This window comes from Polaromonas sp. (genome assembly GCF_039932935.1).
In the GTDB taxonomy this organism is placed as follows: Bacteria; Pseudomonadota; Gammaproteobacteria; order Burkholderiales; family Burkholderiaceae_C; genus Polaromonas.
The window spans coordinates 35,919-61,190 of sequence record NZ_JBDTPB010000044.1 but is presented as its reverse complement, the minus strand read 5'-3'; the positions used below and the strand labels follow the sequence as shown (position 1 = coordinate 61,190).

Below are 25,272 nucleotides of genomic sequence, written 5' to 3'. Positions count from 1 at the left end.
CCAGCATGGCTGGGACTTGCTCGCTTTGATCCGGATGGATCAGCAAGACGATCTCATAGTGACGCATAAACTCTCCTTGTGGTTGATTGAAGCTGCCCCAGCGTCGTTAAGGGTGCAGCAAGGCGAAGCCCAAGAGTATAGCATGCCCCCACGGTCGCTCACTTCGTGTAGCTCCCTGCCCCCCGAGGGGGCCGCCCGCCTGCGGTCTGGCAAAGCCAGTCCCGCGGCTCATGCTGGTAAAGATGGGGGCCCACGTTCGGCCACTGCATGTGGCTCTCTACCCCCGAGGGTGCGCTGCGCCTGCGGCCTGGCAAAGCCAGTTCCGCAGCCCCAGCTGGTGGGGGAGCCCTGCTCCGGCTTCGACGTGCCCATTGGGGATCCAGCCTCGGGCAACGGCCTCTAGAGACGCTTCAGGTCCGGATAGCGGATGTATTCGACCAGTTCCTGGACTTTCTGGCTTGGGGGTCGGGTGACCAGGCTCACCAGCACAATCACCGCAAAACCGACCGGAACGCCGAAAAGTCCGGCTGAGATCGGGTCTATACCCCACCACAGCTGCACCGGCGAGGTGATGCCGAAGGTGGCGCGCAGCCAGGCCTGATTGGTGAACATGTAGTACGACGTCACGCCCAGGCCGGACACCATGCCCAGCACCGCGCCTATGCCATTGGCCCGCTTCCAGAAGATTCCCAGGCTGAGCGCCGGGAAAAATGAGGCGGCGGCAAATGAGAACGCCGCCGACACCAGAAAGAGGATGTCCGCAGGCTTTTGTGCCGCCACATAGGCCGCAAGCAGGGCCACGATCAGCAGCAGGATCTTGGACACTGTGACCCGACTCACGGTCGAAGCGTTGGGGTCGATCATTTTGTAATAAAGGTCGTGGCCCAGGGCGTTGGCAATCGTCAGCAGCAGGCCGTCTGCGGTCGACAGCGCGGCCGCCAACCCACCAGCGGCCACCAGCCCCGAAATGACATACGGCAGCCCGGCCAGTTCGGGCGTCAGCAGCACGATGATGTCGCCGCCTATGGTCATCTCGTTGAGCTGCAAAATGTTGTCCTTGTTGATATCTGTCACCGACAGCAGCGAAGGGTCCACTCGCGTCCAGGAGTGCACCCACGCGGGCAATTGGTCAAACGACGTGCCGACCAGCACGGTGAAGATTTCGTACTTCACCAGCACCGCCAGCGCCGGCGCCGTGAAATAAAGAACAAAAATAAAAAACAGCGACCATGTCACCGACTGGCGCGCTTCCCTGACGCTAGGCACCGTGTAATACCGCATCAGGATGTGCGGTAACGCGGCCGTCCCCACCATGAGGCAAAACACCAGAGCCAGGAAGTTTCGGCGGGAGACGTCGTAGCTTTCCTGCTCCTTGGGTGTGCCCTGGGGATCGCCCGAGAATTGCGCCGCGTGCGGAGGCATGCCGTTGAGCGGCTGGGTTTTGGTTTCAGCCACCGCCCTGGCTGCGGTCCACAACTTGACGGCAGCGGTTTCGTCCCGGGGCATGACGGCCAAGGCCCGGGCTGCCGATGAAATTTCAGCGACTGACGCATTGGCCCCCTTGAGTTGCTCCATGCGCCGGGTCGCCGCCTGCCGGTCAGCGGCAAGTGCCGACGCCGGGTGTTCCAGCTTGCGGGTGAGCGCGTCAGCACGTTGCTTGAAGAGTTCGCGCACTGCCAGCTCTTTCGGGTTTTCCGACAGCTCTTTTTCCTTGGCGGTCACTTTTTCAAGCTGAAAACCGTACACCAGTTGCGGCACCGGAATGCTGGTCTGCTTGACCGACAACCAGACCACCGGAATCAGGTAGGCGACCACCAGGATGATGTATTGAGCCACCTGGGTCCAGGTCACCGCGCGCATGCCGCCCAGGAACGAACACACCAGAATCCCGCCCAGGCCCAAAAAGATGCCGAGCTCGAAGGCAATCCCGGTGAGGTAAGACGTGATCAAACCCACACCGTAAATTTGCGCTACCAGATACGTAAAAGAGCACAAAATCGCCGCACCCACACCAATGAGCCGCGGCAGGCGTCCGCCGTAACGTTCTCCGAGAAAGTCGGGAATGGTGAACTGCCCGAACTTGCGCAGGTAAGGCGCCAGTACCAGCGCCACCAGACAATAGCCACCCGTCCAGCCCATGATGAACGCCAGGCCGCTGTAGCCCGTGAGGTAGAGCGTGCCCGCCAGGCCGATGAACGAGGCGGCTGACATCCAGTCGGCGCCGGTGGCCATGCCGTTGTAGATCGCCGGTACACGCCGCCCCGCCACGTAGTATTCGGAGGCATCGGTGGTGCGGCTCATGACGCCTATGCCCGCATACAGGCCAATGGTGGCCAGCAGGAAGGCGGTGCCAATCCAGAGTCGCGGCAGGCCCATGCGTTCCAGAAGGGCCAAAACGGCGACAAACACCACAAGACCCAGCGTATACCAGCGATATACCCGGTCCAGCTGCTTTTTAAACTGCTGGCTTGAAAGCATGACTCCGTCGCGCGAACCAAAGAAGCCGGCCATTCAGTCCTCGTCCGCGACGTCATGCTCGATGTCGAGCCGGTTCATGTACCAGGCATAAAAGCCGACGATGAGGCAATACACGACGAGGGCGCCCTGCGCACCCACCCAGAAGCTGAAGGGCCAGCCAAAAAACGTGAAGCTCAATGCCCGTGCAAAGTAGCTCACGCCAAACGTGACGCTGAACCAGATCAGCAGCAGCACAGCCGTCACGACGAGGTTCTTGCGCCAGTAGCGGCGATGGCTCTCAGTGGGCTGCATCAGCCACTCCGCCTGCGGTGGCAAACGCGGCACCGTTTTCGCGTTCCAGTTGCGCGGCCACGCGCGGCTCAAAGCGCCGCAGGTGCGCGATGACCTTGCGCGCCTTGTCGGGCTGGTCCAGCGCCAGCCAGACCTGCGTGAGCCGGTACCAGCCGTGAGGGCCCAGGGGCTGCAATGCTGTGTTCTTTTGCAAGGCCTCGGCGGCCTCTTCAAAACGGCGTGCGTGAATATGCACCAGCGCCAGGCCATACCAGGCGGGGTCCAGGCGCGGGTCAAGTGCAAGCGCGCGCTCGAAGGCGTGCCCAGCCTCGCCATGGCGTTCCGCTTGCTGCAGCACATAGCCCAGGTTGAACCAGGCCGCTGCATGCTCAGGCCTGACAACTGTCAATTGCCGCAAGCTGGCAATGGATTCCTGCAGGAGACGAAGTTGCGCCGCCACATGCCCGTGGCTGGCCAGTGCATACGCATCTGAAGGCCGTAGCAGCAGCATCTGCTCAAACGTTGCCAGCGCGGCGGGTTGTTTGGCGCAGGCGAGCAGCAGCCATGCCCGTAGCTTCAAAAAACCGTATTGGAGCGTGACCCCTATTTGCACAATGCCACCCCGATTTCCAGGCAAATGCGGACTTTGGCAATGGCAGCAGCGACCCACACAAGCAACAGCACCAAAAAGGCCACCAACGGCAAATGGCGGTCTATCACCACCCGCGGAGATATCCAGCGCGCCGCCTTGACCCAAGGCAGGCCCACCCCCTGAAGCACACGGTAAAACGGATTGCTGTCGCGTGCGGCGCCTGCAAGCAAGCCCACCACCCATTGGCCGGCGAACGCAAGCAGCGCGATTTCAGCGAGCAATTTGGCGATGGTGGCGACGACAAGCATGGATGGCACAGGAAAGAAGAAAGGTAGAGCTTCGATTGTCATCGGAGGCCTTGCCGTTTGCATCCCGGGAAAGCGCCTGCCACCGGGGGTTTTCCCTTGAGCTCACGCCAAAAAAATGCGCTGCGGATTTCTCGGCAACGCACCCTTTCAACTCATTCGCCTACCGTTTCAGTTGGCCAGCTGCTTCCACGTGTCGATCACGGTGTCGGGATTGAGGGAAATGGATCCAATGCCCTCGTCCTTGAGCCATTGTGCAAAGTCCGGGTGGTCACTGGGCCCCTGGCCGCAGATGCCGACGTATTTTCCCGCGCGCCGGCAAGCCTGAATGGCCCGGCTCAGCATGGCCTTGACGGCCGGGTCGCGCTCGTCGAAGTCCTCGGCCAGAATGGCCAGGCCCGAGTCGCGGTCCAGGCCCAGCGTGAGTTGGGTCAGGTCGTTCGAGCCGATCGAGAAACCGTCAAAGTACTCGAGGAACTCGTCGGCCAGGATGGCATTGCTGGGCACTTCGCACATCATGATTACGCGCAGGCCCTTCTCGCCGCGCTTGAGGCCGTGCTGGGCCAGCAGGTCCGTGACCTTTTTGGCCTGGCCCAGGGTGCGCACAAAGGGCACCATGACTTCGACGTTGGCCAGGCCCATGTCGTCGCGCACGCGCTTGAGCGCTTCGCACTCCATCGCAAAGGCCTCGCCAAAATCAGGGCTGAGGTAACGCGATGCACCGCGAAAGCCGAGCATCGGGTTTTCTTCCTCGGGCTCGTAACGTGAGCCGCCGATCAGCTTGCGGTATTCATTGGACTTGAAGTCCGACAGACGCACGATCACCGGCTTTGGCCAGAAGGCTGCCGCGATAGTGGCCACGCCTTCTGTCACCTTGTCGACATAGAACGCACGCGGCGAGGCATGGCCGCGGGCTACGCTTTCTACGGCTTTTTTCAGGTCGGCATCCACATTGGGGTAATCAAGAATCGCCTTGGGGTGCACACCGATGTTGTTGTTGATGACAAATTCAAGCCGCGCCAGGCCGACGCCATGGTTGGGGATCTGGCAGAAGTCAAATGCCAGCTGCGGGTTGCCGACGTTCATGGTGATCTTCAGGTCGATCGGCGGCATTTCGCCGCGCTGCACCTCGGTCACTTCGGTCTCTAACAGGCCTTCATAAATATTGCCGGTGTCGCCTTCAGCGCAGCTCACCGTCACCAGCATGCCATCCTTCAGCGTTTCAGTCGCGTCGCCGCAACCGACCACGGCAGGAATGCCGAGCTCGCGGGCAATGATGGCCGCGTGGCAGGTGCGCCCGCCGCGGTTGGTCACGATGGCGCTGGCGCGCTTCATGACCGGCTCCCAGTTCGGGTCGGTCATGTCGGTCACCAGGATATCGCCTGCCTGCACCTGGTCCATGTCCTTGATGTCGTGCACGATGCGGACCGCGCCGGTGCCGATCTTCTGGCCGATCGCACGGCCTTCAGCCAGCACGGTACCCGTGCCCTTGAGCTTGTAGCGCTGCTCGGCCTTGCCCTTGGACTGGCTCTTCACGGTTTCAGGACGCGCCTGCAGGATGTAGAGCTCGCCATCGATGCCGTCCTTGCCCCACTCGATGTCCATCGGGCGGCCGTAATGCACCTCAATGATGAGCGCGTAGCGGGCGAGCTGCTCAACGTCGGTGTCGGTCAGCGAATAGCGGTTGCGCAGCTCGGTCGGCACGTCGGTTGTCTTGACCAGCTTGCCGCCGGCTTTTTTCTCGTCGGCGCTGGTGAACTCCATCTGCAGCAGCTTGCTGCCCAGATTGCGGCGAATGACGGCGCGTTTGCCCGCTTTCAGCATGGGTTTGTGCACGTAAAACTCGTCCGGGTTGACGGCGCCCTGCACCACCGTTTCGCCCAGGCCGTAGCTGGAGGTGATAAACACCACATCTTCAAAGCCGCTTTCGGTGTCGATGGTGAACATCACGCCGGCCGCCCCCTTGTCGCTGCGCACCATGCGCTGGATGCCGGCGGAAAGCGCCACATCGGAGTGGGCAAAGCCCTGGTGCACGCGGTAGCTGATGGCACGGTCGTTATAGAGCGAGGCGAACACCTCTTTCATCTTGTGCAGCACGTCCTCGATACCGACGACGTTCAGGAAAGTTTCCTGCTGGCCGGCAAACGATGCATCGGGCAAGTCCTCGGCGGTAGCCGATGAGCGCACCGCAAAACTAGCCTGCGCATTGCCGGCGCTTAAGGCGGCAAAACTGTCGCGCACGGCTTTTTCGAGGTCGGCCGGGAAAGGCTGGGCTTCAACAAGCGTGCGGATTTTGGCACCGGCTTCGGCCAGCGCGCGCACGTCGTCGGTGTTGAGCGTGTCCAGCACGCCGTTGATTTTTTTGTCGAGCCCGTCGTGGGCCAGGAACACGCGAAAAGCGTGGGCCGTCGTCGCGAATCCGGTGGGCACCCGCACGCCCTGGGGGCCGGTGGGCAGTTGCGAGATCATTTCGCCGAGGCTGGCGTTCTTGCCGCCGACAGACTCGACGTCTGTCATCCTCAGGTTTTCAAACGGTACGACCAGGGCGGTCGCCTCAAAAAGCTTGGACATGAAAATACTCCGGGAGGTTTAAAAACCGGGGAATTCATCATGCGCGGCAGGCAACCTTGTTGTTGTTGGAAGGGGTTGTGGCGGGGCATGATGTGACAAACTGGATAATTGCCACGATTGTAGAGGCCCTGCGCAGGATGCGCCGTGTCAGGCTTTCACCCAGCTTTCAACCAGCCAAACCCTCAATTCCCGCCCTTCCATGTCCCAACGCACCGTGTTTTTCATCTCCGACGGCACCGGCATTACCGCTGAAACCTTTGGTAACGCCATCCTGGCGCAGTTTGAATTCAAGCCGCGCCATGTCCGCCTGCCCTTTATCGACAGCGTGGACAAGGCCCATCAGGCGATCCGGCAGATCAACCATACGGCCGATGTGGAGGGCAAACGGCCCATCGTCTTCACCACGCTGGTGAACATGGAGATCCTGGCGGTCATCAAGGCCCATTGCAACGGCATGCTGCTGGACATGTTCGGCATGTTCGTGGCGCCGCTGGAAGGCGAGCTGGGCATCAAGTCCAACCACCGGGTGGGCCGGTTTTCAGACGCATCCAAAAGCAAGGAATACGACGACCGCATCGAGGCCATCAATTTCTCGCTGGCGCACGACGACGGCCAGAGCAACCGCGACCTGGCCGGCTCCGACGTGATTCTGGTGGGTGTGAGCCGCAGCGGCAAGACGCCGACCTCGCTCTACCTGGCCATGCAGTACGGACTGAAAGCCTCCAACTATCCGCTGATCCCCGAAGACTTTGACCGCCGCCAGCTGCCGCCAGCGCTGGTGCCGCACCGCAAAAAAATCTTCGGCCTCACGATTGCTCCCGAACGCCTGAGCCAGATCAGGAATGAACGCCGGCCCAACTCCAAGTACGCGAGCCTGGAGAACTGCCGCGACGAGATCCATGAGGCCGAAGCCATGATGCGGCGCGAAGGCATACGCTGGCTGTCCACCACCACCAAGTCCATCGAAGAAATCGCCACCACCATCCTGCAGGAAATCCGGCCGGAGCGGCTGGAGTACTGAGACGCGACTTCAATTTGCTACATTTTTGATAGCTGCTTGCGCTGTCCCTGACTGGGCTGGAGCGTGATTTGATGCATAAAATCGGCCGCAAACGGCTTGCAGCAGCTTAAAAACTGGCGACGGCGACCGCAGATCCGCATTTTCGGCCCATTTCACATACAAAATCGGCCTCCAGCCCAATACTGACAAGCGCAAGCAGCTATCTTATTCATAGCATCTTGATGACAGTCTGTGCCACCGCAGCACTCACCCCAGCACCGCCACGCCCTTGACCTGCGCGAACACCCGGCTGCCCGGCTGCAGCTGCAACGCCTCAGCCGATTTCAGGGTGATGCGTGCCAACAGCGGGTGGCCGCCGGCATCCAGCCCCACCATCACCTGGCCGGGGCTGTCGGCTGAAAGATGGGCGACAGTCACTGCAAAAATGTTCTGCACGCTGGTGCCCTCCTGACGCTCCAGCGTGAGGCTGACGTCGCGGGCCTGGATACGGATGCGGACACGCTGACCGATGTGCAGCGCCGGGTTGAGCAAGCTGATGCGGCCACCCGAAAAGTCGGCGTGGCTCATGTGCCAGGCTGGCTCTACCGCGCAGACCGTGGCGTCAATGACCGCGGCGGCGGCATCGCCATGCGCCAGCGGCAGGTCCAGCCGCGTCATCAGTTCACGCGTGGGACCCGACGCCGTGACGCGGCCGGCGTCCAGCAGCACCAGGTGATCTGCCAGCCGCGCGACCTCGTCGGGGGCGTGGCTGACATACAGCACCGGCATGTCCAGCTCATCGTGCAGGCGCTCCAGGTAAGGCAGGATTTCGGCCTTGCGGGCGATGTCCAGCGAAGCCAGGGGCTCGTCCATCAGCAGAAGGCGCGGGCTGGTGGCCAGCGCCCGAGCGATCGCCACACGCTGGCGCTCGCCGCCCGAGAGTGTTCCGGGCATGCGCTCCATCAATGTTTGCAGGCCCAGCAGTTCGATGGCCTGCTCCAGCGAAACGCGGCGCTGGGCCGGCGGCACACGGCGCAGGCCGAAGTCCATGTTGCGGCGCACGTCCAGGTGGGCAAACAGGCTGGCCTCCTGGAACACATAGCCCAGCGGGCGCTTGTGCACCGGCAAAAAGATGCCGGCCGCATCGTCCTGCCAGATCTCGCCATTGACCGCAAGATAGCCGCTGCCGGCGCGCTCCAGGCCCGCGATGCTGCGAAGCAGGCTGGTCTTGCCGGAGCCCGATGGGCCAAAAATAGCCGTGACGCCGCGCCCCGGCACAGCCAGCGCCACGTCAAGCGAAAAACCCGCAAACGCGCGGCGAAACGAAGCAGAAATGCCCGCAACGGCCTCGGCCGGATCCATCGGCCTCATGCGCCCTGCCCTTTTTTGCGCCGCCCCGGCTGCAGGGTGTACAGGGCCAGCAACACCAGGAAGGAAAACACCAGCAGCCCGCCGGCCAGCCAATGCGCCTGTTGGTATTCGAGCGCTTCCACATGATCGTAAATCTGCACCGACACCACACGTGTCTTGCCAGGAATGTTGCCGCCCATCATGAGCACGATGCCGAACTCGCCCACCGTGTGCGCAAAGCCCATAACGGCGGCTGTGAGGTAGGCGGGCCGGGCCAGCGGCAGCACCACACTGAAAAAAGTGTCCAGCGGCGACGCGCGCAGAGTAGCGGCGGCTTCCAGCGGCCGCTCGCCTATCGCCTCAAACGCATTTTGCAAAGGCTGCACCACAAAGGGCATGGAATACAGCACCGAGCCCACCACCAGCCCGGAAAAGCTGAAGGGCAAGACGCCCCAGCCCAGTGACTGTGTGAGCTGGCCCACCGGGCCGTTGGGGCCCATCAGCACCAGCAGGTAGAAGCCCAGCACCACCGGCGGCAAGACCAGCGGCAAAGCCACCAGGGCGCCCACCGGCCCTTTGAGCCACGAACGCGTACGCGCCAGCCACCAGGCCAGCGGCGTACCCACCAGCAGCAGCAACGCCGTGGTGGTGGCCGCCAGCCTCAGGGTCAGCACCAGTGACTGAAAGCCTGCATCGTCGAGCATGGTTCAGCGTCTCTTCAGGGTTCGTAGCCGAATGAGCGGATCACCGCCCTGGCCTTGTCGGTTTTTAAATAAGCCATCAGTTGCTCAGCGGCCTTGCTGTCTTTGGCTTTGGCTTTGGCCAGCAGCACTGCATCCTGGCGGATCGGGCTATGCAGGTTGGCCGGAACAATCCAGGCCGAACCGGACTTGATTTTTCCACCCTCATACACCTGCGATAGCGCGACAAAGCCTAGCTCGGCGTTGCCGGTCGAGACAAAGCTGAAGGCCTGACCAATGCTTTCACCTATGACAAGCTTGGGCTCAAGCGCGGCGTGCAATCCCAGCTTGTTCATCGTTTCGACGGCTGCCGCGCCATAGGGCGCGAGCTTGGGCGCGGCGATGGCTATCTTTTTGAAGTCGCCCTTTTTCAAGACCTCGCCCTCTGCATCGACCACGCCGGGCTGGGCCGACCACAGCACGAGCTTGCCGGTGGCATAGGTAAAGCGGCTGCCATTCACGGCTGCGCCTTCCCTTTCAAGTTTGGCGGGCGTTTCGTCGTCGGCCGCCAGGAAGACGTCAAACGGTGCGCCATGGGTGATTTGCGCGTAAAACTTGCCCGTCGCGCCGAAGCTCAGCACCGCCTTGTGGCCGGTGTCTTTTTCAAAGTCGGCGGCGATCTGCTTCATGGGCGCCGTGAAGTTCGCGGCCACCGCCACCTGGACTTCGCCAGCCAGCGCCGGGACGAAGGCGGTGGCGGTGGCGGTGGCGAAGATTAGAGCTGACAACACCGGCAGCCAGCGCCGTGTGGTTGATGACATGGGGAAATGACTCCGGTGAGGAAAGTGAAAGACGCCATGGGCGCACTACCTGTGGCCCTGCTTGTCCAGCGCTATTCTATTTTAGAATAGCGCTTACTGCCCGCCTTGATGGGGTGGCCTCATTTTCCGGACAGCCCATGAAAAAAGCAGCCCTCGCGGTACCTTCAAGCGCACCCTCTTTCGCCAGCGCCTTCAGCCACGAGCCAGCCGACAAGCGGATCGAGATCCTGCGCCTAGTCGGTGAAAGCGGCTCGATCTCGCAGGCGGCGCGGCAGGCCAAGGTCAGCTACAAAGCGGCCTGGCAGGCCATCGACACCTTGACCAACCTGGCCGGCGTGGCACTGGTGGAGCGCGCCGTGGGCGGCTCGGGCGGCGGCGGCGCCACCCTGACCCCGGCCGGCCAGAAACTGTTGGCCGTGGCAGGCCTCTTGAACGAAACCCGCAGCCAGGTGCTGGCCGCGTTCAAGGCCAACGAACTGCTGCTGCCCCGCGCGCTGCCGGCGCTTTCGAACATGAGCGTGCGCACCAGCATGCGCAACCAGTTGCCTTGTCAGGTCGACAAACTGGAAGTTCGGGGACAGATGGCGCGTGTACACCTGAAGCTGGCCGGCGGCGCGCTGCTGGTCTCACGTATCACCAAGGCCAGCGCCGAGCTGCTCGGTTTGAAAAAGGGACAGACGGTGTTGGCCTTGTGCAAGGCCACGGCGGTGACGGTGACGACACAGCCAAACGCGACCGCCTCGCCATCAGGCGTGCAAGGCCTCAATGGGCAGGCTGTGCGCGTCAGCCGCGGTACTACTGGCGACGAGGTGGCGCTGCAACTCGACGGAGGACTTCAGCTTGTGGGCTTTGCGCTTTCCGGCAGCGGGCTGAAAGTCCGGTCCCCGGTTCAAGCCCTGGTGGATGAATCGTCCCTCGTGATCGCCCTTTCGGCCTGAGTGTCAGCCCGGCGCTTCTAAAGATAACGGCACGGCGCTGCCCACAGCCCAACCGCAAAAATCGGAGTCAGGGCCAAGCCGTTACGACACGTAAGGTCCAACCAAATCTATTTAGTAAATAGCAAATGACTATCGATAAGTATGAATTAACAGTGTTAAACTATCATTTTGCGAAACGTTTCAACCCTCTCCTAATAGGAATCAAACATGTCCCTGATCAACACCCAAGTTCAACCGTTCAAGACCCAAGCTTTCCTCAACGGCAAGTTCATCGACGTGTCCGACGAATCGCTCAAGGGCAAATGGTCGGTCCTGATCTTCATGCCGGCTGCGTTCACCTTCAACTGCCCAACCGAAGTTGAAGATGCGGCTGACAACTACGCCGAGTTCCAGAAGGCCGGTGCAGAGGTCTACATCGTGACCACCGACACGCACTTCTCCCACAAGGTCTGGCATGAGACCTCCCCTGCCGTTGGCAAGGCCAAGTTCCCGCTGGTGGGCGACCCGACCCACACGCTGACCAACGCTTTTGGCGTGCACATCCCCGAAGAAGGCCTGGCACTGCGCGGCACCTTCGTGATCAATCCCGAAGGCATCATCAAGACCGCCGAAATCCACTCCAACGAGATCGCCCGTGACGTCAAGGAAACCCTGCGCAAGCTGAAGGCTGCCCAGTACACCGCCGCCCACCCCGGCCAGGTCTGCCCTGCCAAATGGAATGAAGGCGCCAAGACGATTGCTCCTTCCATCGACCTCGTCGGAAAAATCTAAGCGCCCTGCTGCCTTCCTGACGAAGGCCCGGGCCCCGGCACACGTGTAGGTGTGCCGTCCCGGGCTTTTTTGTTCCCCATTGAAATTGAAAGTGAGTTCCTCATGCTCGACGACGCCACCAAAGCCCAACTGAAAAGCTACCTCGAACGCGCCACGCAGCCGATTGAAATCGTTGCCTCGCTCGACGACAGCGAAGCCTCCGGTGAAGTGCTGTCGCTGCTGAAGGACGTAGCGGCTGCGTCGCCACTGGTCAAGCTGACCGAAAGCCGCGATGACACACACCGCAAGCCCTCGTTCTCAATCAACCGCCCGAGCGAAAACCACGGCCCGCGTTTTGCCGGCCTGCCGATGGGGCACGAATTCACCTCGCTGATCCTGGCGCTGCTGCAGATTGGTGGTTATCCGCCCAAGGTCGAACAGGCAGTGCTCGACCAGATCAAGGCGCTCGACGGCGATTTCGACTTCGAGGTCTATGTCTCGCTCACCTGCCACAACTGCCCGGATGTGGTTCAGGCGCTGAACCTGATGGCGGTGCAGAACCCGCGCATCAAGACGACGATGATCGAGGGCGGCACCTTCCAGGACGAAGTGAAGGAGCGCGAGATCATGGGCGTGCCGACGGTCTTTCTCAACGGCACCATGTTCGGAAACGGCCGCATGAGCCTGGAAGAAATCCTCGCGAAGATCGACACCAGCGGCGTCGAGCGCGAAGCCAAGAACATTGACGCCAAGGAAGCCTTTGACGTGCTGATCGTCGGTGGCGGCCCCGCCGGCGCGGCCGCGGCCGTGTATGCCGCACGCAAAGGCATTCGCACCGGTGTTGCGTCCGAGCGTTTTGGCGGCCAGGTGCTGGACACCATGGGCATCGAAAACTTCATTTCCATCAAGGAAACCGAAGGCCCCAAATTTGCCCACGCACTGGAAGAACACGTGCGTAACTACGACGTGGACATCATGAACCTGCAGCGCGCCAAGGCGCTGGTACCGAACAGCGGGCCGGACAAAAACCTGATTGAAGTGCAGCTTGAAAGCGGCGCCTCGCTCCGGAGCAAGTCGATCGTGATCTCGACCGGCGCGCGCTGGCGCAACATCAACGTGCCCGGCGAGCACGAGTTCAAGAACAAGGGCGTGGCCTACTGCCCGCACTGCGACGGCCCACTCTTCAAAGGCAAACGCGTGGCGGTGATCGGTGGCGGCAACTCGGGCGTTGAGGCGGCTATTGACTTGGCCGGCATCGTCGGCCATGTGACGCTGATCGAGTTCGACACCGCGCTGCGCGCCGACGCCGTATTGCAGCGCAAGCTGAACAGCTTGCCTAACGTGACGGTGTTCACCAACGCGCAGACGACCGAAATCACCGGCGACCAGAAGGTCAATGGCCTGGTCTATAAAGACCGCGCCAGCGGCGAGCTGAAAACCGTGGAGCTCGAAGGCGTGTTCATCCAGATCGGCCTGGTGCCCAATACCGACTGGCTCAAAGGCGTGGTGGATTTGTCCAAACACGGCGAGATCATTGTCGACGCCAAAGGACAGACTTCGGTCCCGGGTGTATTTGCGGCGGGCGACGTCACGACCGTGCCGTTCAAGCAAATCATCATCGCCGCAGGCGAAGGCGCGAAAGCGGCACTGAGCGCCTTTGACTACCTGATTCGCAGCCCGATTGCTGCCACGCATTGATCGCTTGTTCTCCATGTAGATAGCGGTAGTCTGAGGATCGGCCGCCTGGCCAAGGCGGCCGTTTCCTTGTCCCCAGGCGCGGCTGAAGCCCCCTAAGCGCCGAAAAGCTCCGAATTTTTTGCTATATGCATATGCGGATCTGTTGGGTCACGCATTCATTCCCAAGCCAGCTTCAAGCTGGAATTTCATAGAAAACGGTCTGTAGCCCTTATAGAACGAGCGCAAGCAGCTATTAAAACAATAGCAAAAGGTTTCTACGGCGGTGCTTGTCGCAGATTGCCGTGTCGCTGCCTACCGCAGCCTGCGTCCAGGAATAGCCATGTGTGCTTCGATAAAATCTATCACTTCGCCTGTGCGACGCGCGATGTGGGCAGATACCCCACTTTCCCAATCTCCCGCTTCGCATTGCCGGCTCGTCATCCAACCGCTATCCAACCGCCACCCAACTGTCATCCATGAGCGCCTTTAACACCGAACGCATTCTTTCGGTCCACCATTGGACCGACAACCTCTTCAGTTTCACGGCCACGCGGGACTCCGGGTTTCGGTTTGTCAACGGCCAGTTCACCATGATTGGCCTGCCGGTGGACGGCAAACCGCTGCTGCGCGCCTACAGCGTGGCCAGCGCCAACCATGAAGACCAGCTGGAATTTTTCAGCATCAAGGTGCCTGATGGCCCACTGACCTCACGGCTCCAGCATCTGAAGCCAGGCGACGACATCCTGGTGGGACGCAAACCCACCGGCACCTTGCTGCTGCAAAACCTGCTGCCCGGCAAGACCCTGTGGCTGCTGGCCACCGGCACGGGTCTCGCCCCCTTCCTGTCGCTGATCAAAGACCCCGACACCTACGAACGCTTTGAGCGCGTGGTGCTGGTGCATGGCTGCCGCACCAGCGCCGAGCTGGCCTACCGCGAGCTGATCGAGCATGAACTGCACGAGCATGAGTTCCTGGGCGAGCTGGTGCGCGGCCGCTTGATGTATTACCCCACCGTGACACGCGAGCGCTTTCGCAACGAAGGCCGCATCACCGAGCTCATGCAGTCAGGCAAGATCTACACCGATCTCGGCCTGCCGGCGATCTCCACCGACAACGACCGCCTGATGCTGTGCGGCAGTCCCGACATGCTGCGCGACATCAAGGCGATGCTCGAAGAGCGCGGCTTTAACGAGGGCAATATGCAGCGAGCCGGCCATTTTGTGGTGGAGCGCGCATTCGCCGAGCGCTAACCCGGCGCTGATGCGGCCCGCGGGGAAACGTTTGCAATGCGAACGTTTCTCACAATCAAACGCAACCAGACCGCGCCAGCAGGGGAATGCTTGAGTTACGGCTCGCAGCCAGTGACAATCGGCGATCCGCACTACAACGATAAGGAATTCCCATGAAAGGCGACGCACAAGTCATTGCCCACCTGCAAGCGCAGCTGAAGAACGAGTTGACGGCCATCAACCAGTACTTTCTGCACTACCGCATGTACAAACACTGGGGTTTGGACAAGCTGGCAAAGAAGGAATATGAGGAATCCATCGGCGAGATGAAGCACGCCGACAAGCTCATGGACCGCATTTTCATGCTCGACGGCCTGCCCAATCTGCAGGACCTGGGCAAGCTCATGATCGGCGAGGATGTTCCCGAAGCCCTGAACTGCGACCTCAAAGCCGAAACCGGCGCGCAGGCCACCATCAAGGATGGCATTGCCCACTGCGAAAGTGTGCGTGACTATGTCTCCCGCGATTTGCTGCAGGAAATCCTGGACGACACGGAAGAGCACATCGACTTCCTGGAAACCCAGATCGACCTCGTCGGCAAGGTCGGCCTGCAGAACTACCTGCAGAGTCAAATGGGCGAGTTGAGTTAACCAGATGCAATTGCCCCTTTGGGGGCGAATACAAAACGGGGCCTCAGGGCCCCTTTTTTGTTTTAGCCGCTGACTTTGATCCCGGTTTGGTGGGTCAAAACATTGAGGTGCCACCGCAACATGTCAGCAGGATTTCTTCACGAGATATTACGAATCATTATCATTTGAGATACACTTCGGGCGAACTTTACGAGCGAGCCAACTCGCGTGCGCGGAGCACACGAACCAGCCAAGCTTTTTTCTGAACCCGGTCCGCCTGCCCAGGCAGGGCCACGCTTGGAGGCCACCTTGGCACACCCTTCCGCCCGCGCTGCGCGCAATAAAAAGTCCCGCCTCAAGGGCTCTGACAATGTCACCTCACCAGTGGGCCTGACTGCTCATCCAACCGTATCTTCCGACAAGGCCCTGCTCCCGCTGGGTGCGCTGATGCTGGCTGTTTCCGTATCTGGCTGGGCCCAAAGCATTACCCCAACGCCAAGCACCGGGGCGACCACCACCACATCGTCCACACCCGCGACGCCCCTGGAAGGCAAAAGCCTGGCGCCCGTCACGGTAACCGGCACACGGGATCGCGCCAATCAGACCTACCAGAGCGGCATTACCAGCGTCGGCAAAGCACCGTTGGCCGCCAAGGACATTCCCCAATCGCTCACAGTCGTCAATGAGAAGTTGATTCACGACCAGGGGAAAGACAGTTTCAAGAGCGCTCTTGAAAACGTTGTGGGTATCACCTTTGAAGCCGGAGAAGGCGGCCGCATCGGCGACAACATTCGCCTGCGCGGTTTCAGTGCTGCCGGCGATATCTACCTGGACGGCATGCGCGACATCTCGCAATACAACCGGGACACCTTCAACTACGACCGTGTCGAAGTGCTGCGCGGCGCTGCGTCCATGCTTTTTGGCCGTGGCTCTACAGGGGGCATCATCAATCAGGTCAGCAAGACTCCACGCCTGATCACAGAGCATGAAGTAAATACAACGATAGGTACGGGAAACTATTTGCGGCTGTCGGGTGATTTCAATTTCAAGACATCCGACGATGCCGCATTGCGCATTGGAGTCATGACCACGGACTGGGACGGTCGCGCTGGAAAGGCCGAGACGCACCGTCGCGGTTTGGCTGCAGATTACCGCTGGGGTATTGGTACGGCGGATGAGTTCATGGTCAGCCTGTACCACCTTAACTACAGCGACAAGCCCGACCTTGGCGGGCGCTGGCTGCAGAACGCGCCTGCGCCTTTTTCACCCGACAAGTGGTACGGCGTGGATTCCGACTATCAGCGCGACAGCGCCGATATCGTCACCGGTACGCATACGCATCGCTGGGCAGATGGCAGCACCCTGAAAACAACGCTGCGAGACGGACATTTCAAACGTGATTTGTGGGCTACCCAAATTAACGGGTTCGCCAATACCGTTACGCAAGGCAATTTCAACTCAAATACTGTCGTCAATCGCGGCAACCAGACACGGGCAGGGCAAGACCGGCATACGTTTTTGCAGAGCGACTATGTCACCAAAACAAACTGGTTCGGCCTGAAAAATGACCTGCTGGTAGGAGGCGAATACGCGCTGGAGCAATCGGGCAGGGACAGCTACGCGAACGTTCCGGGCAAACCGTCGACTACCGTCGGCATTGCAAGCAATGCAGGTGTTGCAGACACCCGGGTACGAACATGGGCCAACAACTTCACCGCAACTACGGTAGGGGTATATGCACAGGACATCATCAGCCTGACGCAAACATGGAAGTTGGTCGGTGGACTGCGACACGACAGCTTTAAAGGCGATTACGACCGCGTCACTGGCGGCAGGCTGTCCCGTTCGGACAATCTCCTGAGCACCCGCCTTGGCGTGATGTATCAGCCAAGCGACGAGGTGAGCTACTACGTTTCCTACGGCACCTCCTTCAATACGTCGGGCGATCTGTATCAATACGACGCGACGAGTGCCAACACCCCGCCGGAAAAAAGCCGCAACATCGAAATTGGTGCCAAATGGGAGCTGTTTGACGGGGATTTGTCACTGCGTACGGCTCTCGCCCGAACAGACAAGTTCAACGAACGCAGCACCGACACGCAGACAGTGCCCGGCGGTACCGAGTTTCTGTTGTCAGGGCAACGCCACACCAACTCCCTGGAGTTTGAGATTGCAGGCCGTCTGACTCCAAGCTGGGATGTCTTTGCTGGCATTGCGTTCATGCGCGGCATCATCGACAAGGCCGGTTCGAGCCCAGCCTCAGCCGCAAGCGTGGGACAAGAGCCTGGATTGCTCCCTCACCGTCAGGCCAATCTGTGGACCACCTACCGGTTTTCTGACAAGTGGCGCGTGGGCGGTGGCTTGACGGCTGTCAGCAAAAACAAACCGGCTTTGCCTGTGCCAACGACCAATAGTGTGCCGGGGTACACCAAATTCGATGCCCTGCTTGAATATCAGATCAACCAGAACAACTCTATCAAGGTCAACCTGGACAACGTGTTCAACAAGGTCTATTACACCGCTTTGTACACGGGATGGCCCGGCCCTGCTGCACCTGAACGCAGCCTGCGTGCAACCTGGACCAGCAAGTTCTGATTTCAGAAAAAGCGGTTTTCAAAGTCTCGGGCACCTGGGGGATACTCCGGGTGCCTTTTTTCATTTAAGCGATCCTTCCGGAGATCCCTCCATGCTGCTTCGCATTCAACAAGCTCTTCCGCCAGACGAACTCGTGCAGGTTCGCCAGCTCATCCTGGGTGCCGACTGGGCCGACGGCCGCATCACCGCTGGCAGCCAAAGCGGTACCGTCAAGAACAACCTGCAGTTGCCTGAAGAGCTGCCCGCTGCCCAGCAGGCGCGCCACATCGTGTCGGTGGCGCTGGCCCGCAACCCGATGTTTGTGACCGGCGCGCTGCCCAAGTCGGTTTATCCGCCGCTCTTTAACCGCTACAGCGGAGACGCCAACCACTTCGGCAACCACATCGACAACGCGGTGCGTACACACGCCGCCACCGCCCGCCACATACGCACCGACATCTCCTGCACGCTTTTCCTGAGCGATCCGGCCAGTTACGACGGCGGTGAACTGGTGGTGCAAGACACCTACGGAGAACAGCGCATCAAGTTCGAAGCCGGCGACCTCGTCATGTACCCGGGCACCTCGGTGCATCGGGTGGAGCCCGTCACGCGCGGCGAACGGCTGGCCTGCTTTTTCTGGATTGAAAGCATGGTCCGCGCTGATGCGCAGCGCCGGCTCCTGTATGAGATGGACATGGCCATCACGTCGCTAAGGCAAAAAGACCTGGACCGCGCTGCCCCGGGCGCGGCCGAAAGCGCCGAAGTGGTCCGGCTCACAGGCTGCTATCACAACCTGCTGCGTATGTGGGCTGAGGTGTAAGGCGGGAAGCGCCCGCCCTACGCCGTGAAGGGTCTTGGCAAGACAGGCTTATCGCTATTGAATTTACAGCTGCTTGCGCCCGTCCCATATGGGGAAACTGCGGTTTTCTCTTAAAAACTGCAGCCTGAAACGCCTTCCCAATGACCCCCGCTGGCATTAAATCATTCGTCACGATTGCAAATGCGACAGATTCGCATTTATAATCACCTACCGATTGAATCAATCACCAGCCAAGCCAATGCCATGATCGTTTGTGTCTGCCGCCGAATCTCCGACCGCGAAATTGCCCGCCATGCGCGAGCAGGCCTCGGCTTTGACGAGATCCAGTTCGAACTGGGCGTAGCCACCCAGTGCGGCCAGTGCGAAGGTTGCGCGCGTGACGTTGTCGCGCAGTGCAGCGCCACATGCCCAAGCGCCAACATCAAGCTCGCCACCCACACTCTGGAAGGCAGGCCATGGAACATCTCGCAACCCTCTCCTCAGCGCTGATAGCGGCGCTCCCCGTGAGCCTGGTCCTGGTGGTAGGCTCCGCGTGGTGGATCTTCCGCCGCTAGCCCCGGCTTCGCCACCCGCCCCCATCGTGGCTCACACGCGGCCATTCGCCCACCCATTCACCTTCCGATGAACGCCACTTTTTCCAGCGCGCCCCGCCCTGCGCCCCCGCGTCAGCCCCTTAGCCGCAACGCCGTTATCGCGCTGGCCGTGGTGGCACTGCATGTGGGGTTTATCTGGGCGCTGCAAAGCGGCTTGCTGATGCGCGCCGCCGAAATCATCGTGCCGGCAGAAATCCTCACCCGGTTCGTTGACCCGCCTGCGCCCAAGGTGGAGCCAGTGCCGCCTACCCCGCCCACGCCGACTGTTCAGAAAAAAACCGTCGCCAAGGCCCCCGTGAAACCCGCGCCTCAGCCCCTGGCCATCACGGACCCAACGCCTTCGCCCAATGCACCTACCGGCGTGGTCACGCCGCCGCTGCCACCCGCACCGGTCGCCGTGGCGCCGGTTACACCGCCCGCGCCGCCAGCGGTGCTGCTTCCTTCCAGCGATGCTGACTATCTGCAAAACCCCAAGCCCGCCTACCCGCCCATCAGCCGGCGTCTGGGTGAACAGGGCAAGGTGGTGGTGCGCGTGCTGATCGGCGCGGACGGCCAGGCGAAGAAAACCGAAGTCCGCCAGTCAAGCGGATTTGACCGGCTTGACCAGGCGGCAGTCACCACCGTGATGCGCTGGCGCTATGTGCCCGGCAAGCGGGGCGGCGTGGCCGAAGAGATGTGGTTCAACGTCCCCATCAATTTCGTCCTTGAGTAATTTTTTGAAACCCGTGGAGTATTGATTCATGAATTCCCAATTCGGCCTTGCCAACGTCTGGAGCCAGGGCGACATCGTGACCAAATCGGTGGCGCTGCTGCTGCTGGTGATGTCGCTTGCCTCGTGGATGGTCATCGTCATCAAGACGCTTGACCTCATCAAGTACAAGAAGATCGCCCGCTCAGCGGAAGACTTCTGGCACAGCGAAGACTTTGCGGCCGGCCTGACCAAGCTGGGTGGCGACCCTACCAACCCTTTCCGCCAGCTCGCCCTGGAGGGCCGTGAAGCCACGCTGCATCACCGCAACACCAAGGCACACCTGCACGACGCCCTGGACGTCAGCGACTGGGTCACGCGCACCTTGCGTAATGCCATCGACGAATTCACCGCCAAACTGCAGTCCGGCCTGGCCATTCTGGCGTCGGTGGGTTCGACCGCGCCTTTTGTGGGCCTGTTCGGCACCGTATGGGGCATCTACCACGCGCTGCTCTCCATCGGCGCCGCCGGCCAGGCCACCATCGACAAGGTGGCCGGCCCCATCGGCGAATCGCTGATCATGACGGCCCTGGGTCTGGCGGTCGCGATCCCGGCCGTGCTGGGCTACAACGCGCTGGTGCGCGGCAACAAAGGCGTCCTGCAAAAACTCAGCCGCTTTGCCCACGACCTGCACGCCTACTTCGTCACCGGTGCCCGCGTGAGTGCCAGCGGCCAGGCGAACGTTGTCCCCATGAAAAAGGCCTGAACGCGGCCCCTGCCCACCAACCCCGCCGCCTTAAGGCGGGCTCTTATTTCGTGATCGAGAAGCACCATGGCCTTTGGAACCCAAGACGACAGCGATGAAGTGATGAACGAAATCAACATGACGCCCATGGTGGACATCATGCTGGTGCTGCTCATCATCTTCATCATCACGGTGCCCGTGATGAAGCACTCCGTCAACATTGACCTGCCGCGTGCGTCCAACGAAGCGCAGAACATCAAACCGGAAACGGTTCGCCTGAGCGTGGACGCCGAAGGCAGCTATTTCCTGAACGAAACCAAAGTCAGCGACGAAGAGCTTGGGAGCCAGCTCAAGTCCGCCGCAGCCCAGAATCCGCAGCCGGACCTCCACATCCGCGGCGACAAAGCCGTGCGTTATGAACGCGTGGCGCAGGCCATGGCGGCAGCGCAGCAGGCCGGGTTGCGCAAGATCGGCTTCATCACCGAACCCAAGAACTGATGAGAGCCTGCCCGCAGCAACGCCGGCGGGCTTTTCTATTTCCATTGACGTAAAAAAATGCATCCCGGCCGAAACTTGCTTGACTTTTAAATGAGAATGGTTATCATTAACTTAACGAAACCCAATCAGGTTTAACCATCATGTCCATCGCACTGCCCGCTTCCCACACCTTGAGCCTTCCTGCCCGCACGCCTGCACACACACAGGCCGCTTCCGGCAGCCATGGGACAGGCTCTTCTGCCGCAAGCGTCAACAGCACGGAAATCCTGCGTGGGCAAAAGGCAGTAGAAATCAATCACAACGGATCAACGTACCGCTTGCAGGCGACCCGCCTGGGCAAGTTGATCTTGACCAAGTAAGGCCGTATCCACTTTTCCCGTTTTTTTAGTTTCATCGTGGGGCGATCCGGGGCTACCAAGCTCCCAAGGTCGTTTTTAGCCAGCCACAGACTCTCTGGAGTTGTTTAGCCAGGCTTTTTTTCCACTTCAGGCAAACGCAAAAAAGCCGACCCAAGGTCGGCTTTTTTTGCGTCTTCAGCAGGTGGGTCTAGAGGCCGATTGCGGCCATGCCTGCACGCGCAATTTGCGCATCCTCGCTGGACTTCACGCCGCTCACGCCCACGGCACCGATGCACTGACCGTCTTTCACGATGGGAACGCCCCCTTCGAGCATGCCGTGGATATAAGGCGCCGACAGGAAGGACGTGCGGCCGCCGTTGATGACGTCCTCATAGACCTTGCTCTCGCGGCGGCCCATGGCTGCCGTGTTGGCTTTGGAGGGTGCGATGTGTGAGGAAATGGGTGGCGCGCCGTCCAGGCGCTGCAGGTGCAGCAGATGGCCGCCGTCGTCGACGATAGCGATCGTCACAGCCCAGTTGTTCTTGAGGGCTTCTGCTTCGGCAGCGGCTGCGATGAGTTTGACGTCGGCGGATTCAAGCACTGCTTTGGATTTCATGGTCTGAGGGATTCCCGGAGGTTTATTGGCAAAGACACCGAGCATACGCAAATTTGAATGCCCTCTTCACCGGCATTGCAGGCAAATTAGCTTATAGAACCCTTACAAAAAGTAGGGAGTGGGATCTGGAAAAACGGCAATGCGCCCTAAAATAATCTTGCCTGCATTTGCTGGCGCCTCGGAGACGACTTTCATGACTGACAATGTTCAAACCCTCGACTACGGCCTTGCTTCCAGTGTCGAGCAACGCAACAAGGTCCTGCGAAATACCTACTGGCTGCTGGCGCTGAGCCTGTTGCCTACTGTGCTGGGCGCCTGGTTGGGCGTTGCCACGGGCATCACGCGGTCCCTGACGGGCGGCTTGGGCCTGATCGTATTCCTCGGCGGTGCCTTCGGCTTTATCTTCGCCATCGAGAAAACCAAGAACTCGGCTGCGGGCGTTCCCGTGCTGCTGGGCTTTACCTTCTTCATGGGCCTCATGCTTTCGCGCATGATTGGCATGGTGCTGGGCTTCAGCAATGGGGCCTCCCTCGTCATGACCGCCTTTGCCGGTACCGCCGGTGTGATGTTTGTGATGGCGAGCCTTGCCACTGTCATCAAGCGTGACCTGAGCGGCATGAGCAAATGGCTCTTCGCCGGGGCTCTGGTCATCATGGTGGCAGCGGTTATCAATGTGTTTATTGGCTCGACCATGATGATGGCCGTGATCAGCACGCTGGCCATCGCTGTTTTCAGCGCCTACCTGCTATATGACCTGAAACAGGTGATTGACGGCGGCGAGACCAACTACATCAGCGCCACGCTGGCCATTTACCTTGACCTGTTCAATATCTTCCAGAGCCTGCTCGCCCTGCTGGGCATCTTCGGCGGCGAACGGGACTGATCCACTTCGCTACAGAACAAAAAAAGGGCCTCAGGGCCCTTTTTTCATGCGCACCTCGTGTCATTCTCCGCAGGGTGAGCTTGGGGCTTCTCCAATTCAAGCCGGGGCCGCGGATCTGGCTCTGCCAGTCCGCAGGCGCCGCGGCCCCCTCGGGGGGCAGGGAGCTACACGCAGTGAGAGACCATGGGGGCCAAATCAAACACCGCAATGGACTCCACATGCGCCGTGTGCGGAAACATGTTGACCACGCCGGCTGCCGTGCAGCGGTAGGCGCCGCTGTCCACCAGCACGCCCGCATCCCGCGCCAGGGTGGCCGGGTTGCAGCTCACGTACACGATGCGCTGCGGCGGTGACCAGCCGTTCAGGGCCAGGCTTTGCTGCTGGTCCCCGTCGTCGCACGGCACGCCGCTGACGATCTGCTGGTGCAGCGCCGCCAGGGACTTGAACAGCTCAAAGGCGCCTTCACGCGGAGGGTCTACCAGCCATTTGTCGGCACGGCCGTCCTTCACCAGCATCGCCGGCGTCATTTCAAACAGGTTGCGCGCTACAAATTCTGTAGCTGCCAGCGCACGGCGGACGCCGGATGCAGGCCTGTTTCTTTCAAAATTCTCGCGTGAACGGGCCACCAGGACTTCACTGCCCTCGATCCCCAGCACCTCGCGGGCACGCGTGGCCAGCGGCAGCGTGAAATTGCCCAGGCCGCAAAACCAGTCGATCACACGTTCATCCGGCTGCACGGCCAGCATGCGCAAGGCACGCGACACCAGCACCTGGTTGATGTGCGGGTTGACCTGGGTGAAATCGGTCGGCTTGAACGGCATGAGGACGTCAAACTCCGGCAGGGCATAACTCAACTCCAAAGCCTGTCCTGAGCCTGTCGAAGGATCAAGCAGCTTCACGGTGTCGAGCCCACCCGGTTGCAACCACCACTGCAGGCCGGGATATTGCGCAGCGAAAGCACGCAGGCGCGCGAGATCGCCCGGGCTCAGGGGCTCCATATGGCGCAGCACCATCGCGGTCACCTCGTCGCCGCACGCCAACTCGATCTGCGGTACGGTTTCCTTCGCATCCATGCTGCCGATCAGCTCGCGCAGCGGCACCAGCAGGTCACTGACGTGCCGGGGCACCACATGGCACTCGGTCATGTCGGCCACATAGCCGCTTTTGCGTTCATGAAAACCTACCAGCACAGCGCCTTTTTTGCGCACATAACGCACCGACAGCCGCGCACGATAGCGGTATTCCCATGCCGGCCCCTCGATGGGCCGCAGCAGATTGTCTGCCTTGACCTTGCCGATGTGCCAGAGGTTGTCTTCAAGCACACGCTGCTTCACCGCCACCTGCGCCCCCACATGCAAATGCTGCATCTTGCAGCCGCCGCACGCGCCGGTGTGCATGCCGAAGTGCGGGCATGCCGGGCGCACGCGCTGGGACGACTCGCGGTGAACGGCCATCACCATCGCTTTTTCAAAACTGCTTTTTTTGCGGTAAACATTGGCAGTCACCCGCTCGAAAGGCAAGGCGCCCTCGATAAAAACCACCTTGCCGTCAGCCCTGTGGGCAATACCCTGGGCTTCAATATCGAGCGACTCCACCTCCAGCACGTCTGGCGGGTATTCGACCGCTGCGGCAAGCGGCTTGTTCTGGCTTTCTTCTGTCATGCACCAATTGTCTCAGGCTGCGGTACCATTTTCCCCCGGCCTCAAAAGGAACACACCATGGAACTTCGTATTTGCATCGATGTGGACGACATGGAACGCGCGGTCGCGTTTTACACGCAAGGGCTGGGCTTGCGCGTCGGCCGCCGTTTCAAGAGCGACTTCGTGGAAATCCTGGGAGCAGGCAGCCCGATTGACCTGCTGTTCAACGCGCCCGGCACGCGTCCACTCGCGGGCAGTGTGAGCGTGCGCACCTATCAGCGCCACTGGACGCCGGTTCACCTCGATTTTGTCGTGGATGACATCGACACAGCGGTGGAGCGTCTGCAAAGCCACGGCGCAGTGCTCGAAACACCCGTGGCCGAACGGGTCTGGGGACGCATTGCGGGATTGGCCGACCCCTTTGGCCACGGCATTGACTTGCTTGAATTCAAAGGGCGTGGTTACGACGAGATTTTGCAACCCCATTGAGGGCTGCCGCGGCGGGCATCAAGCGGCGTCAGGTGACCTCAATGCTATCAAATACATAGCTGCTTGCGCCCGTTGCGCCTGGGCTGTCGACTCATTCT

General features: G+C 60.7%; 25 protein-coding genes and 1 pseudogene. 15 read left to right on the top strand and 11 right to left on the bottom strand.

What is annotated here, in order from left to right:
- From ABI546_RS08120 to ppsA, 6 genes and pseudogenes are all read right to left on the bottom strand, one after another.
- A pseudogene (locus ABI546_RS08120) lies at nucleotides 1–67 on the bottom strand (30S ribosomal protein S6); the annotation flags it as partial.
- Between the two features lie 332 nt (nucleotides 68–399).
- The gene (locus ABI546_RS08115) at nucleotides 400–2,511 is read right to left on the bottom strand and encodes a sodium:solute symporter family protein (RefSeq protein WP_348045865.1); all 2,112 of its coding nucleotides are present in this window, start codon (nucleotides 2,509–2,511) and stop codon (nucleotides 400–402) included.
- Nucleotides 2,512–2,769: a DUF4212 domain-containing protein gene (locus ABI546_RS08110; RefSeq protein ID WP_348045863.1), complete on the bottom strand. Its 258-nt coding sequence runs from the start codon at nucleotides 2,767–2,769 to the stop codon at nucleotides 2,512–2,514.
- The gene (locus ABI546_RS08105; protein ID WP_348045861.1) at nucleotides 2,756–3,328 is read right to left on the bottom strand and encodes a tetratricopeptide repeat protein; all 573 of its coding nucleotides are present in this window, start codon (nucleotides 3,326–3,328) and stop codon (nucleotides 2,756–2,758) included. Before ABI546_RS08105 ends, ABI546_RS08110 begins: the two co-directional genes overlap by 14 nt.
- 23 nt (nucleotides 3,329–3,351) lie before the next feature.
- Complete coding sequence (locus ABI546_RS08100; RefSeq protein WP_348045859.1) at nucleotides 3,352–3,690, bottom strand: hypothetical protein; 339 nt, start codon at nucleotides 3,688–3,690, stop codon at nucleotides 3,352–3,354.
- Between the two features lie 126 nt (nucleotides 3,691–3,816).
- Nucleotides 3,817–6,216, bottom strand: a complete 2,400-nt coding sequence (ppsA, locus tag ABI546_RS08095) for a phosphoenolpyruvate synthase (RefSeq protein WP_348045857.1) — start codon at nucleotides 6,214–6,216, stop codon at nucleotides 3,817–3,819.
- A gap of 199 nt (nucleotides 6,217–6,415) precedes the next feature.
- Here ppsA and ABI546_RS08090 point away from each other — a divergent pair, with 199 nt between their 5' ends.
- Complete coding sequence (locus ABI546_RS08090) at nucleotides 6,416–7,237, top strand: pyruvate, water dikinase regulatory protein (protein ID WP_348045855.1); 822 nt, start codon at nucleotides 6,416–6,418, stop codon at nucleotides 7,235–7,237.
- A gap of 246 nt (nucleotides 7,238–7,483) precedes the next feature.
- Here ABI546_RS08090 and modC read toward each other — a convergent pair whose 3' ends face one another.
- Genes modC through modA form a run of 3 tightly spaced genes read right to left on the bottom strand, consistent with a single transcriptional unit; the run spans nucleotide 7,484 to nucleotide 10,067 of the window.
- Nucleotides 7,484–8,578, bottom strand: coding sequence for a molybdenum ABC transporter ATP-binding protein (gene modC / locus ABI546_RS08085; protein ID WP_348045875.1), 1,095 nt, complete (start codon nucleotides 8,576–8,578; stop codon nucleotides 7,484–7,486).
- A gap of 5 nt (nucleotides 8,579–8,583) precedes the next feature.
- The gene (gene modB / locus ABI546_RS08080; protein WP_348045853.1) at nucleotides 8,584–9,270 is read right to left on the bottom strand and encodes a molybdate ABC transporter permease subunit; all 687 of its coding nucleotides are present in this window, start codon (nucleotides 9,268–9,270) and stop codon (nucleotides 8,584–8,586) included.
- Between the two features lie 14 nt (nucleotides 9,271–9,284).
- Nucleotides 9,285–10,067 carry a molybdate ABC transporter substrate-binding protein gene (gene modA / locus ABI546_RS08075; RefSeq protein ID WP_348045851.1) on the bottom strand — a complete coding sequence of 261 codons (783 nt, stop codon included), beginning with the start codon at nucleotides 10,065–10,067 and terminating at the stop codon, nucleotides 9,285–9,287.
- Between the two features lie 137 nt (nucleotides 10,068–10,204).
- Here modA and ABI546_RS08070 point away from each other — a divergent pair, with 137 nt between their 5' ends.
- The 12 genes from ABI546_RS08070 to ABI546_RS08015 all read left to right on the top strand — a co-directional run bounded on the left by ABI546_RS08070 (nucleotide 10,205) and on the right by ABI546_RS08015 (nucleotide 21,567).
- Nucleotides 10,205–11,005: a TOBE domain-containing protein gene (locus ABI546_RS08070; protein WP_348045849.1), complete on the top strand. Its 801-nt coding sequence runs from the start codon at nucleotides 10,205–10,207 to the stop codon at nucleotides 11,003–11,005.
- Nucleotides 11,006–11,212: 207 nt separating this feature from the next.
- Complete coding sequence (gene ahpC, locus ABI546_RS08065; RefSeq protein ID WP_348045847.1) at nucleotides 11,213–11,776, top strand: alkyl hydroperoxide reductase subunit C; 564 nt, start codon at nucleotides 11,213–11,215, stop codon at nucleotides 11,774–11,776.
- A 102-nt stretch (nucleotides 11,777–11,878) separates the two neighbouring features.
- Nucleotides 11,879–13,453 carry an alkyl hydroperoxide reductase subunit F gene (ahpF, locus tag ABI546_RS08060; RefSeq protein WP_348045845.1) on the top strand — a complete coding sequence of 525 codons (1,575 nt, stop codon included), beginning with the start codon at nucleotides 11,879–11,881 and terminating at the stop codon, nucleotides 13,451–13,453.
- Nucleotides 13,454–13,908: 455 nt separating this feature from the next.
- Complete coding sequence (locus ABI546_RS08055; protein ID WP_348045843.1) at nucleotides 13,909–14,682, top strand: ferredoxin--NADP reductase; 774 nt, start codon at nucleotides 13,909–13,911, stop codon at nucleotides 14,680–14,682.
- A gap of 152 nt (nucleotides 14,683–14,834) precedes the next feature.
- Nucleotides 14,835–15,311 carry a bacterioferritin gene (gene bfr, locus ABI546_RS08050; RefSeq protein WP_348045841.1) on the top strand — a complete coding sequence of 159 codons (477 nt, stop codon included), beginning with the start codon at nucleotides 14,835–14,837 and terminating at the stop codon, nucleotides 15,309–15,311.
- A 621-nt stretch (nucleotides 15,312–15,932) separates the two neighbouring features.
- Nucleotides 15,933–17,885: a TonB-dependent siderophore receptor gene (locus tag ABI546_RS08045; RefSeq protein ID WP_348045839.1), complete on the top strand. Its 1,953-nt coding sequence runs from the start codon at nucleotides 15,933–15,935 to the stop codon at nucleotides 17,883–17,885.
- Nucleotides 17,886–17,976: 91 nt separating this feature from the next.
- Nucleotides 17,977–18,684 carry a Fe2+-dependent dioxygenase gene (locus tag ABI546_RS08040; protein WP_348045837.1) on the top strand — a complete coding sequence of 236 codons (708 nt, stop codon included), beginning with the start codon at nucleotides 17,977–17,979 and terminating at the stop codon, nucleotides 18,682–18,684.
- A 243-nt stretch (nucleotides 18,685–18,927) separates the two neighbouring features.
- A complete protein-coding gene (locus tag ABI546_RS08035) occupies nucleotides 18,928–19,173 on the top strand; it encodes a (2Fe-2S)-binding protein (RefSeq protein ID WP_348045873.1) in 246 nt (81 codons plus the stop codon).
- A gap of 132 nt (nucleotides 19,174–19,305) precedes the next feature.
- Complete coding sequence (locus ABI546_RS08030; protein WP_348045835.1) at nucleotides 19,306–19,989, top strand: energy transducer TonB; 684 nt, start codon at nucleotides 19,306–19,308, stop codon at nucleotides 19,987–19,989.
- Nucleotides 19,990–20,017: 28 nt separating this feature from the next.
- Nucleotides 20,018–20,731: a MotA/TolQ/ExbB proton channel family protein gene (locus ABI546_RS08025; RefSeq protein ID WP_348045833.1), complete on the top strand. Its 714-nt coding sequence runs from the start codon at nucleotides 20,018–20,020 to the stop codon at nucleotides 20,729–20,731.
- A gap of 66 nt (nucleotides 20,732–20,797) precedes the next feature.
- Entirely contained in the window at nucleotides 20,798–21,208 is a 411-nt protein-coding gene (locus ABI546_RS08020; RefSeq protein WP_348045831.1) for a biopolymer transporter ExbD, read from the top strand.
- Nucleotides 21,209–21,348: 140 nt separating this feature from the next.
- The gene (locus ABI546_RS08015) at nucleotides 21,349–21,567 is read left to right on the top strand and encodes a hemin uptake protein HemP (protein WP_348045829.1); all 219 of its coding nucleotides are present in this window, start codon (nucleotides 21,349–21,351) and stop codon (nucleotides 21,565–21,567) included.
- Between the two features lie 187 nt (nucleotides 21,568–21,754).
- On the opposite strand, the gene ABI546_RS08010 is transcribed toward ABI546_RS08015, so the two are convergent.
- The gene (locus ABI546_RS08010; RefSeq protein WP_348045828.1) at nucleotides 21,755–22,162 is read right to left on the bottom strand and encodes a heme-binding protein; all 408 of its coding nucleotides are present in this window, start codon (nucleotides 22,160–22,162) and stop codon (nucleotides 21,755–21,757) included.
- A gap of 193 nt (nucleotides 22,163–22,355) precedes the next feature.
- Between ABI546_RS08010 and ABI546_RS08005 the strand changes: the two genes are divergently transcribed.
- Complete coding sequence (locus tag ABI546_RS08005; RefSeq protein ID WP_348045826.1) at nucleotides 22,356–23,045, top strand: Bax inhibitor-1/YccA family protein; 690 nt, start codon at nucleotides 22,356–22,358, stop codon at nucleotides 23,043–23,045.
- A 164-nt stretch (nucleotides 23,046–23,209) separates the two neighbouring features.
- Here the strand turns inward: ABI546_RS08005 and rlmD are convergent, their stop codons facing one another.
- Nucleotides 23,210–24,706: a 23S rRNA (uracil(1939)-C(5))-methyltransferase RlmD gene (gene rlmD, locus ABI546_RS08000; protein ID WP_348045824.1), complete on the bottom strand. Its 1,497-nt coding sequence runs from the start codon at nucleotides 24,704–24,706 to the stop codon at nucleotides 23,210–23,212.
- Nucleotides 24,707–24,763: 57 nt separating this feature from the next.
- Between rlmD and ABI546_RS07995 the strand changes: the two genes are divergently transcribed.
- On the top strand, nucleotides 24,764–25,174 hold the full coding sequence (locus tag ABI546_RS07995) for a VOC family protein (protein ID WP_348045822.1): 411 nt from the start codon (nucleotides 24,764–24,766) through the stop codon (nucleotides 25,172–25,174).
- Nucleotides 25,175–25,272: the final 98 nt, after the last annotated feature.

Coding starts and splice junctions, on each gene's coding strand:
- ABI546_RS08090 (WP_348045855.1), top strand. CDS start 6,416: ATGTCCCAACGCACCGTGTTTTTCATCTCCGACGGCACCGGCATTACC.
- rlmD (WP_348045824.1), bottom strand. CDS start 24,706: ATGACAGAAGAAAGCCAGAACAAGCCGCTTGCCGCAGCGGTCGAATAC.
- ABI546_RS08100 (WP_348045859.1), bottom strand. CDS start 3,690: ATGACAATCGAAGCTCTACCTTTCTTCTTTCCTGTGCCATCCATGCTT.
- ABI546_RS08025 (WP_348045833.1), top strand. CDS start 20,018: ATGAATTCCCAATTCGGCCTTGCCAACGTCTGGAGCCAGGGCGACATC.
- ABI546_RS08015 (WP_348045829.1), top strand. CDS start 21,349: ATGTCCATCGCACTGCCCGCTTCCCACACCTTGAGCCTTCCTGCCCGC.
- ahpC (WP_348045847.1), top strand. CDS start 11,213: ATGTCCCTGATCAACACCCAAGTTCAACCGTTCAAGACCCAAGCTTTC.
- ppsA (WP_348045857.1), bottom strand. CDS start 6,216: ATGTCCAAGCTTTTTGAGGCGACCGCCCTGGTCGTACCGTTTGAAAAC.
- ABI546_RS08020 (WP_348045831.1), top strand. CDS start 20,798: ATGGCCTTTGGAACCCAAGACGACAGCGATGAAGTGATGAACGAAATC.
- ABI546_RS08070 (WP_348045849.1), top strand. CDS start 10,205: ATGAAAAAAGCAGCCCTCGCGGTACCTTCAAGCGCACCCTCTTTCGCC.
- ABI546_RS08035 (WP_348045873.1), top strand. CDS start 18,928: ATGATCGTTTGTGTCTGCCGCCGAATCTCCGACCGCGAAATTGCCCGC.
- modA (WP_348045851.1), bottom strand. CDS start 10,067: ATGTCATCAACCACACGGCGCTGGCTGCCGGTGTTGTCAGCTCTAATC.
- modB (WP_348045853.1), bottom strand. CDS start 9,270: ATGCTCGACGATGCAGGCTTTCAGTCACTGGTGCTGACCCTGAGGCTG.
- ABI546_RS08115 (WP_348045865.1), bottom strand. CDS start 2,511: ATGGCCGGCTTCTTTGGTTCGCGCGACGGAGTCATGCTTTCAAGCCAG.
- ABI546_RS08005 (WP_348045826.1), top strand. CDS start 22,356: ATGACTGACAATGTTCAAACCCTCGACTACGGCCTTGCTTCCAGTGTC.
- ABI546_RS08110 (WP_348045863.1), bottom strand. CDS start 2,769: ATGCAGCCCACTGAGAGCCATCGCCGCTACTGGCGCAAGAACCTCGTC.
- ABI546_RS08055 (WP_348045843.1), top strand. CDS start 13,909: ATGAGCGCCTTTAACACCGAACGCATTCTTTCGGTCCACCATTGGACC.
- ABI546_RS08010 (WP_348045828.1), bottom strand. CDS start 22,162: ATGAAATCCAAAGCAGTGCTTGAATCCGCCGACGTCAAACTCATCGCA.
- modC (WP_348045875.1), bottom strand. CDS start 8,578: ATGGATCCGGCCGAGGCCGTTGCGGGCATTTCTGCTTCGTTTCGCCGC.
- ABI546_RS07995 (WP_348045822.1), top strand. CDS start 24,764: ATGGAACTTCGTATTTGCATCGATGTGGACGACATGGAACGCGCGGTC.
- ahpF (WP_348045845.1), top strand. CDS start 11,879: ATGCTCGACGACGCCACCAAAGCCCAACTGAAAAGCTACCTCGAACGC.
- bfr (WP_348045841.1), top strand. CDS start 14,835: ATGAAAGGCGACGCACAAGTCATTGCCCACCTGCAAGCGCAGCTGAAG.
- ABI546_RS08030 (WP_348045835.1), top strand. CDS start 19,306: ATGAACGCCACTTTTTCCAGCGCGCCCCGCCCTGCGCCCCCGCGTCAG.
- ABI546_RS08040 (WP_348045837.1), top strand. CDS start 17,977: ATGCTGCTTCGCATTCAACAAGCTCTTCCGCCAGACGAACTCGTGCAG.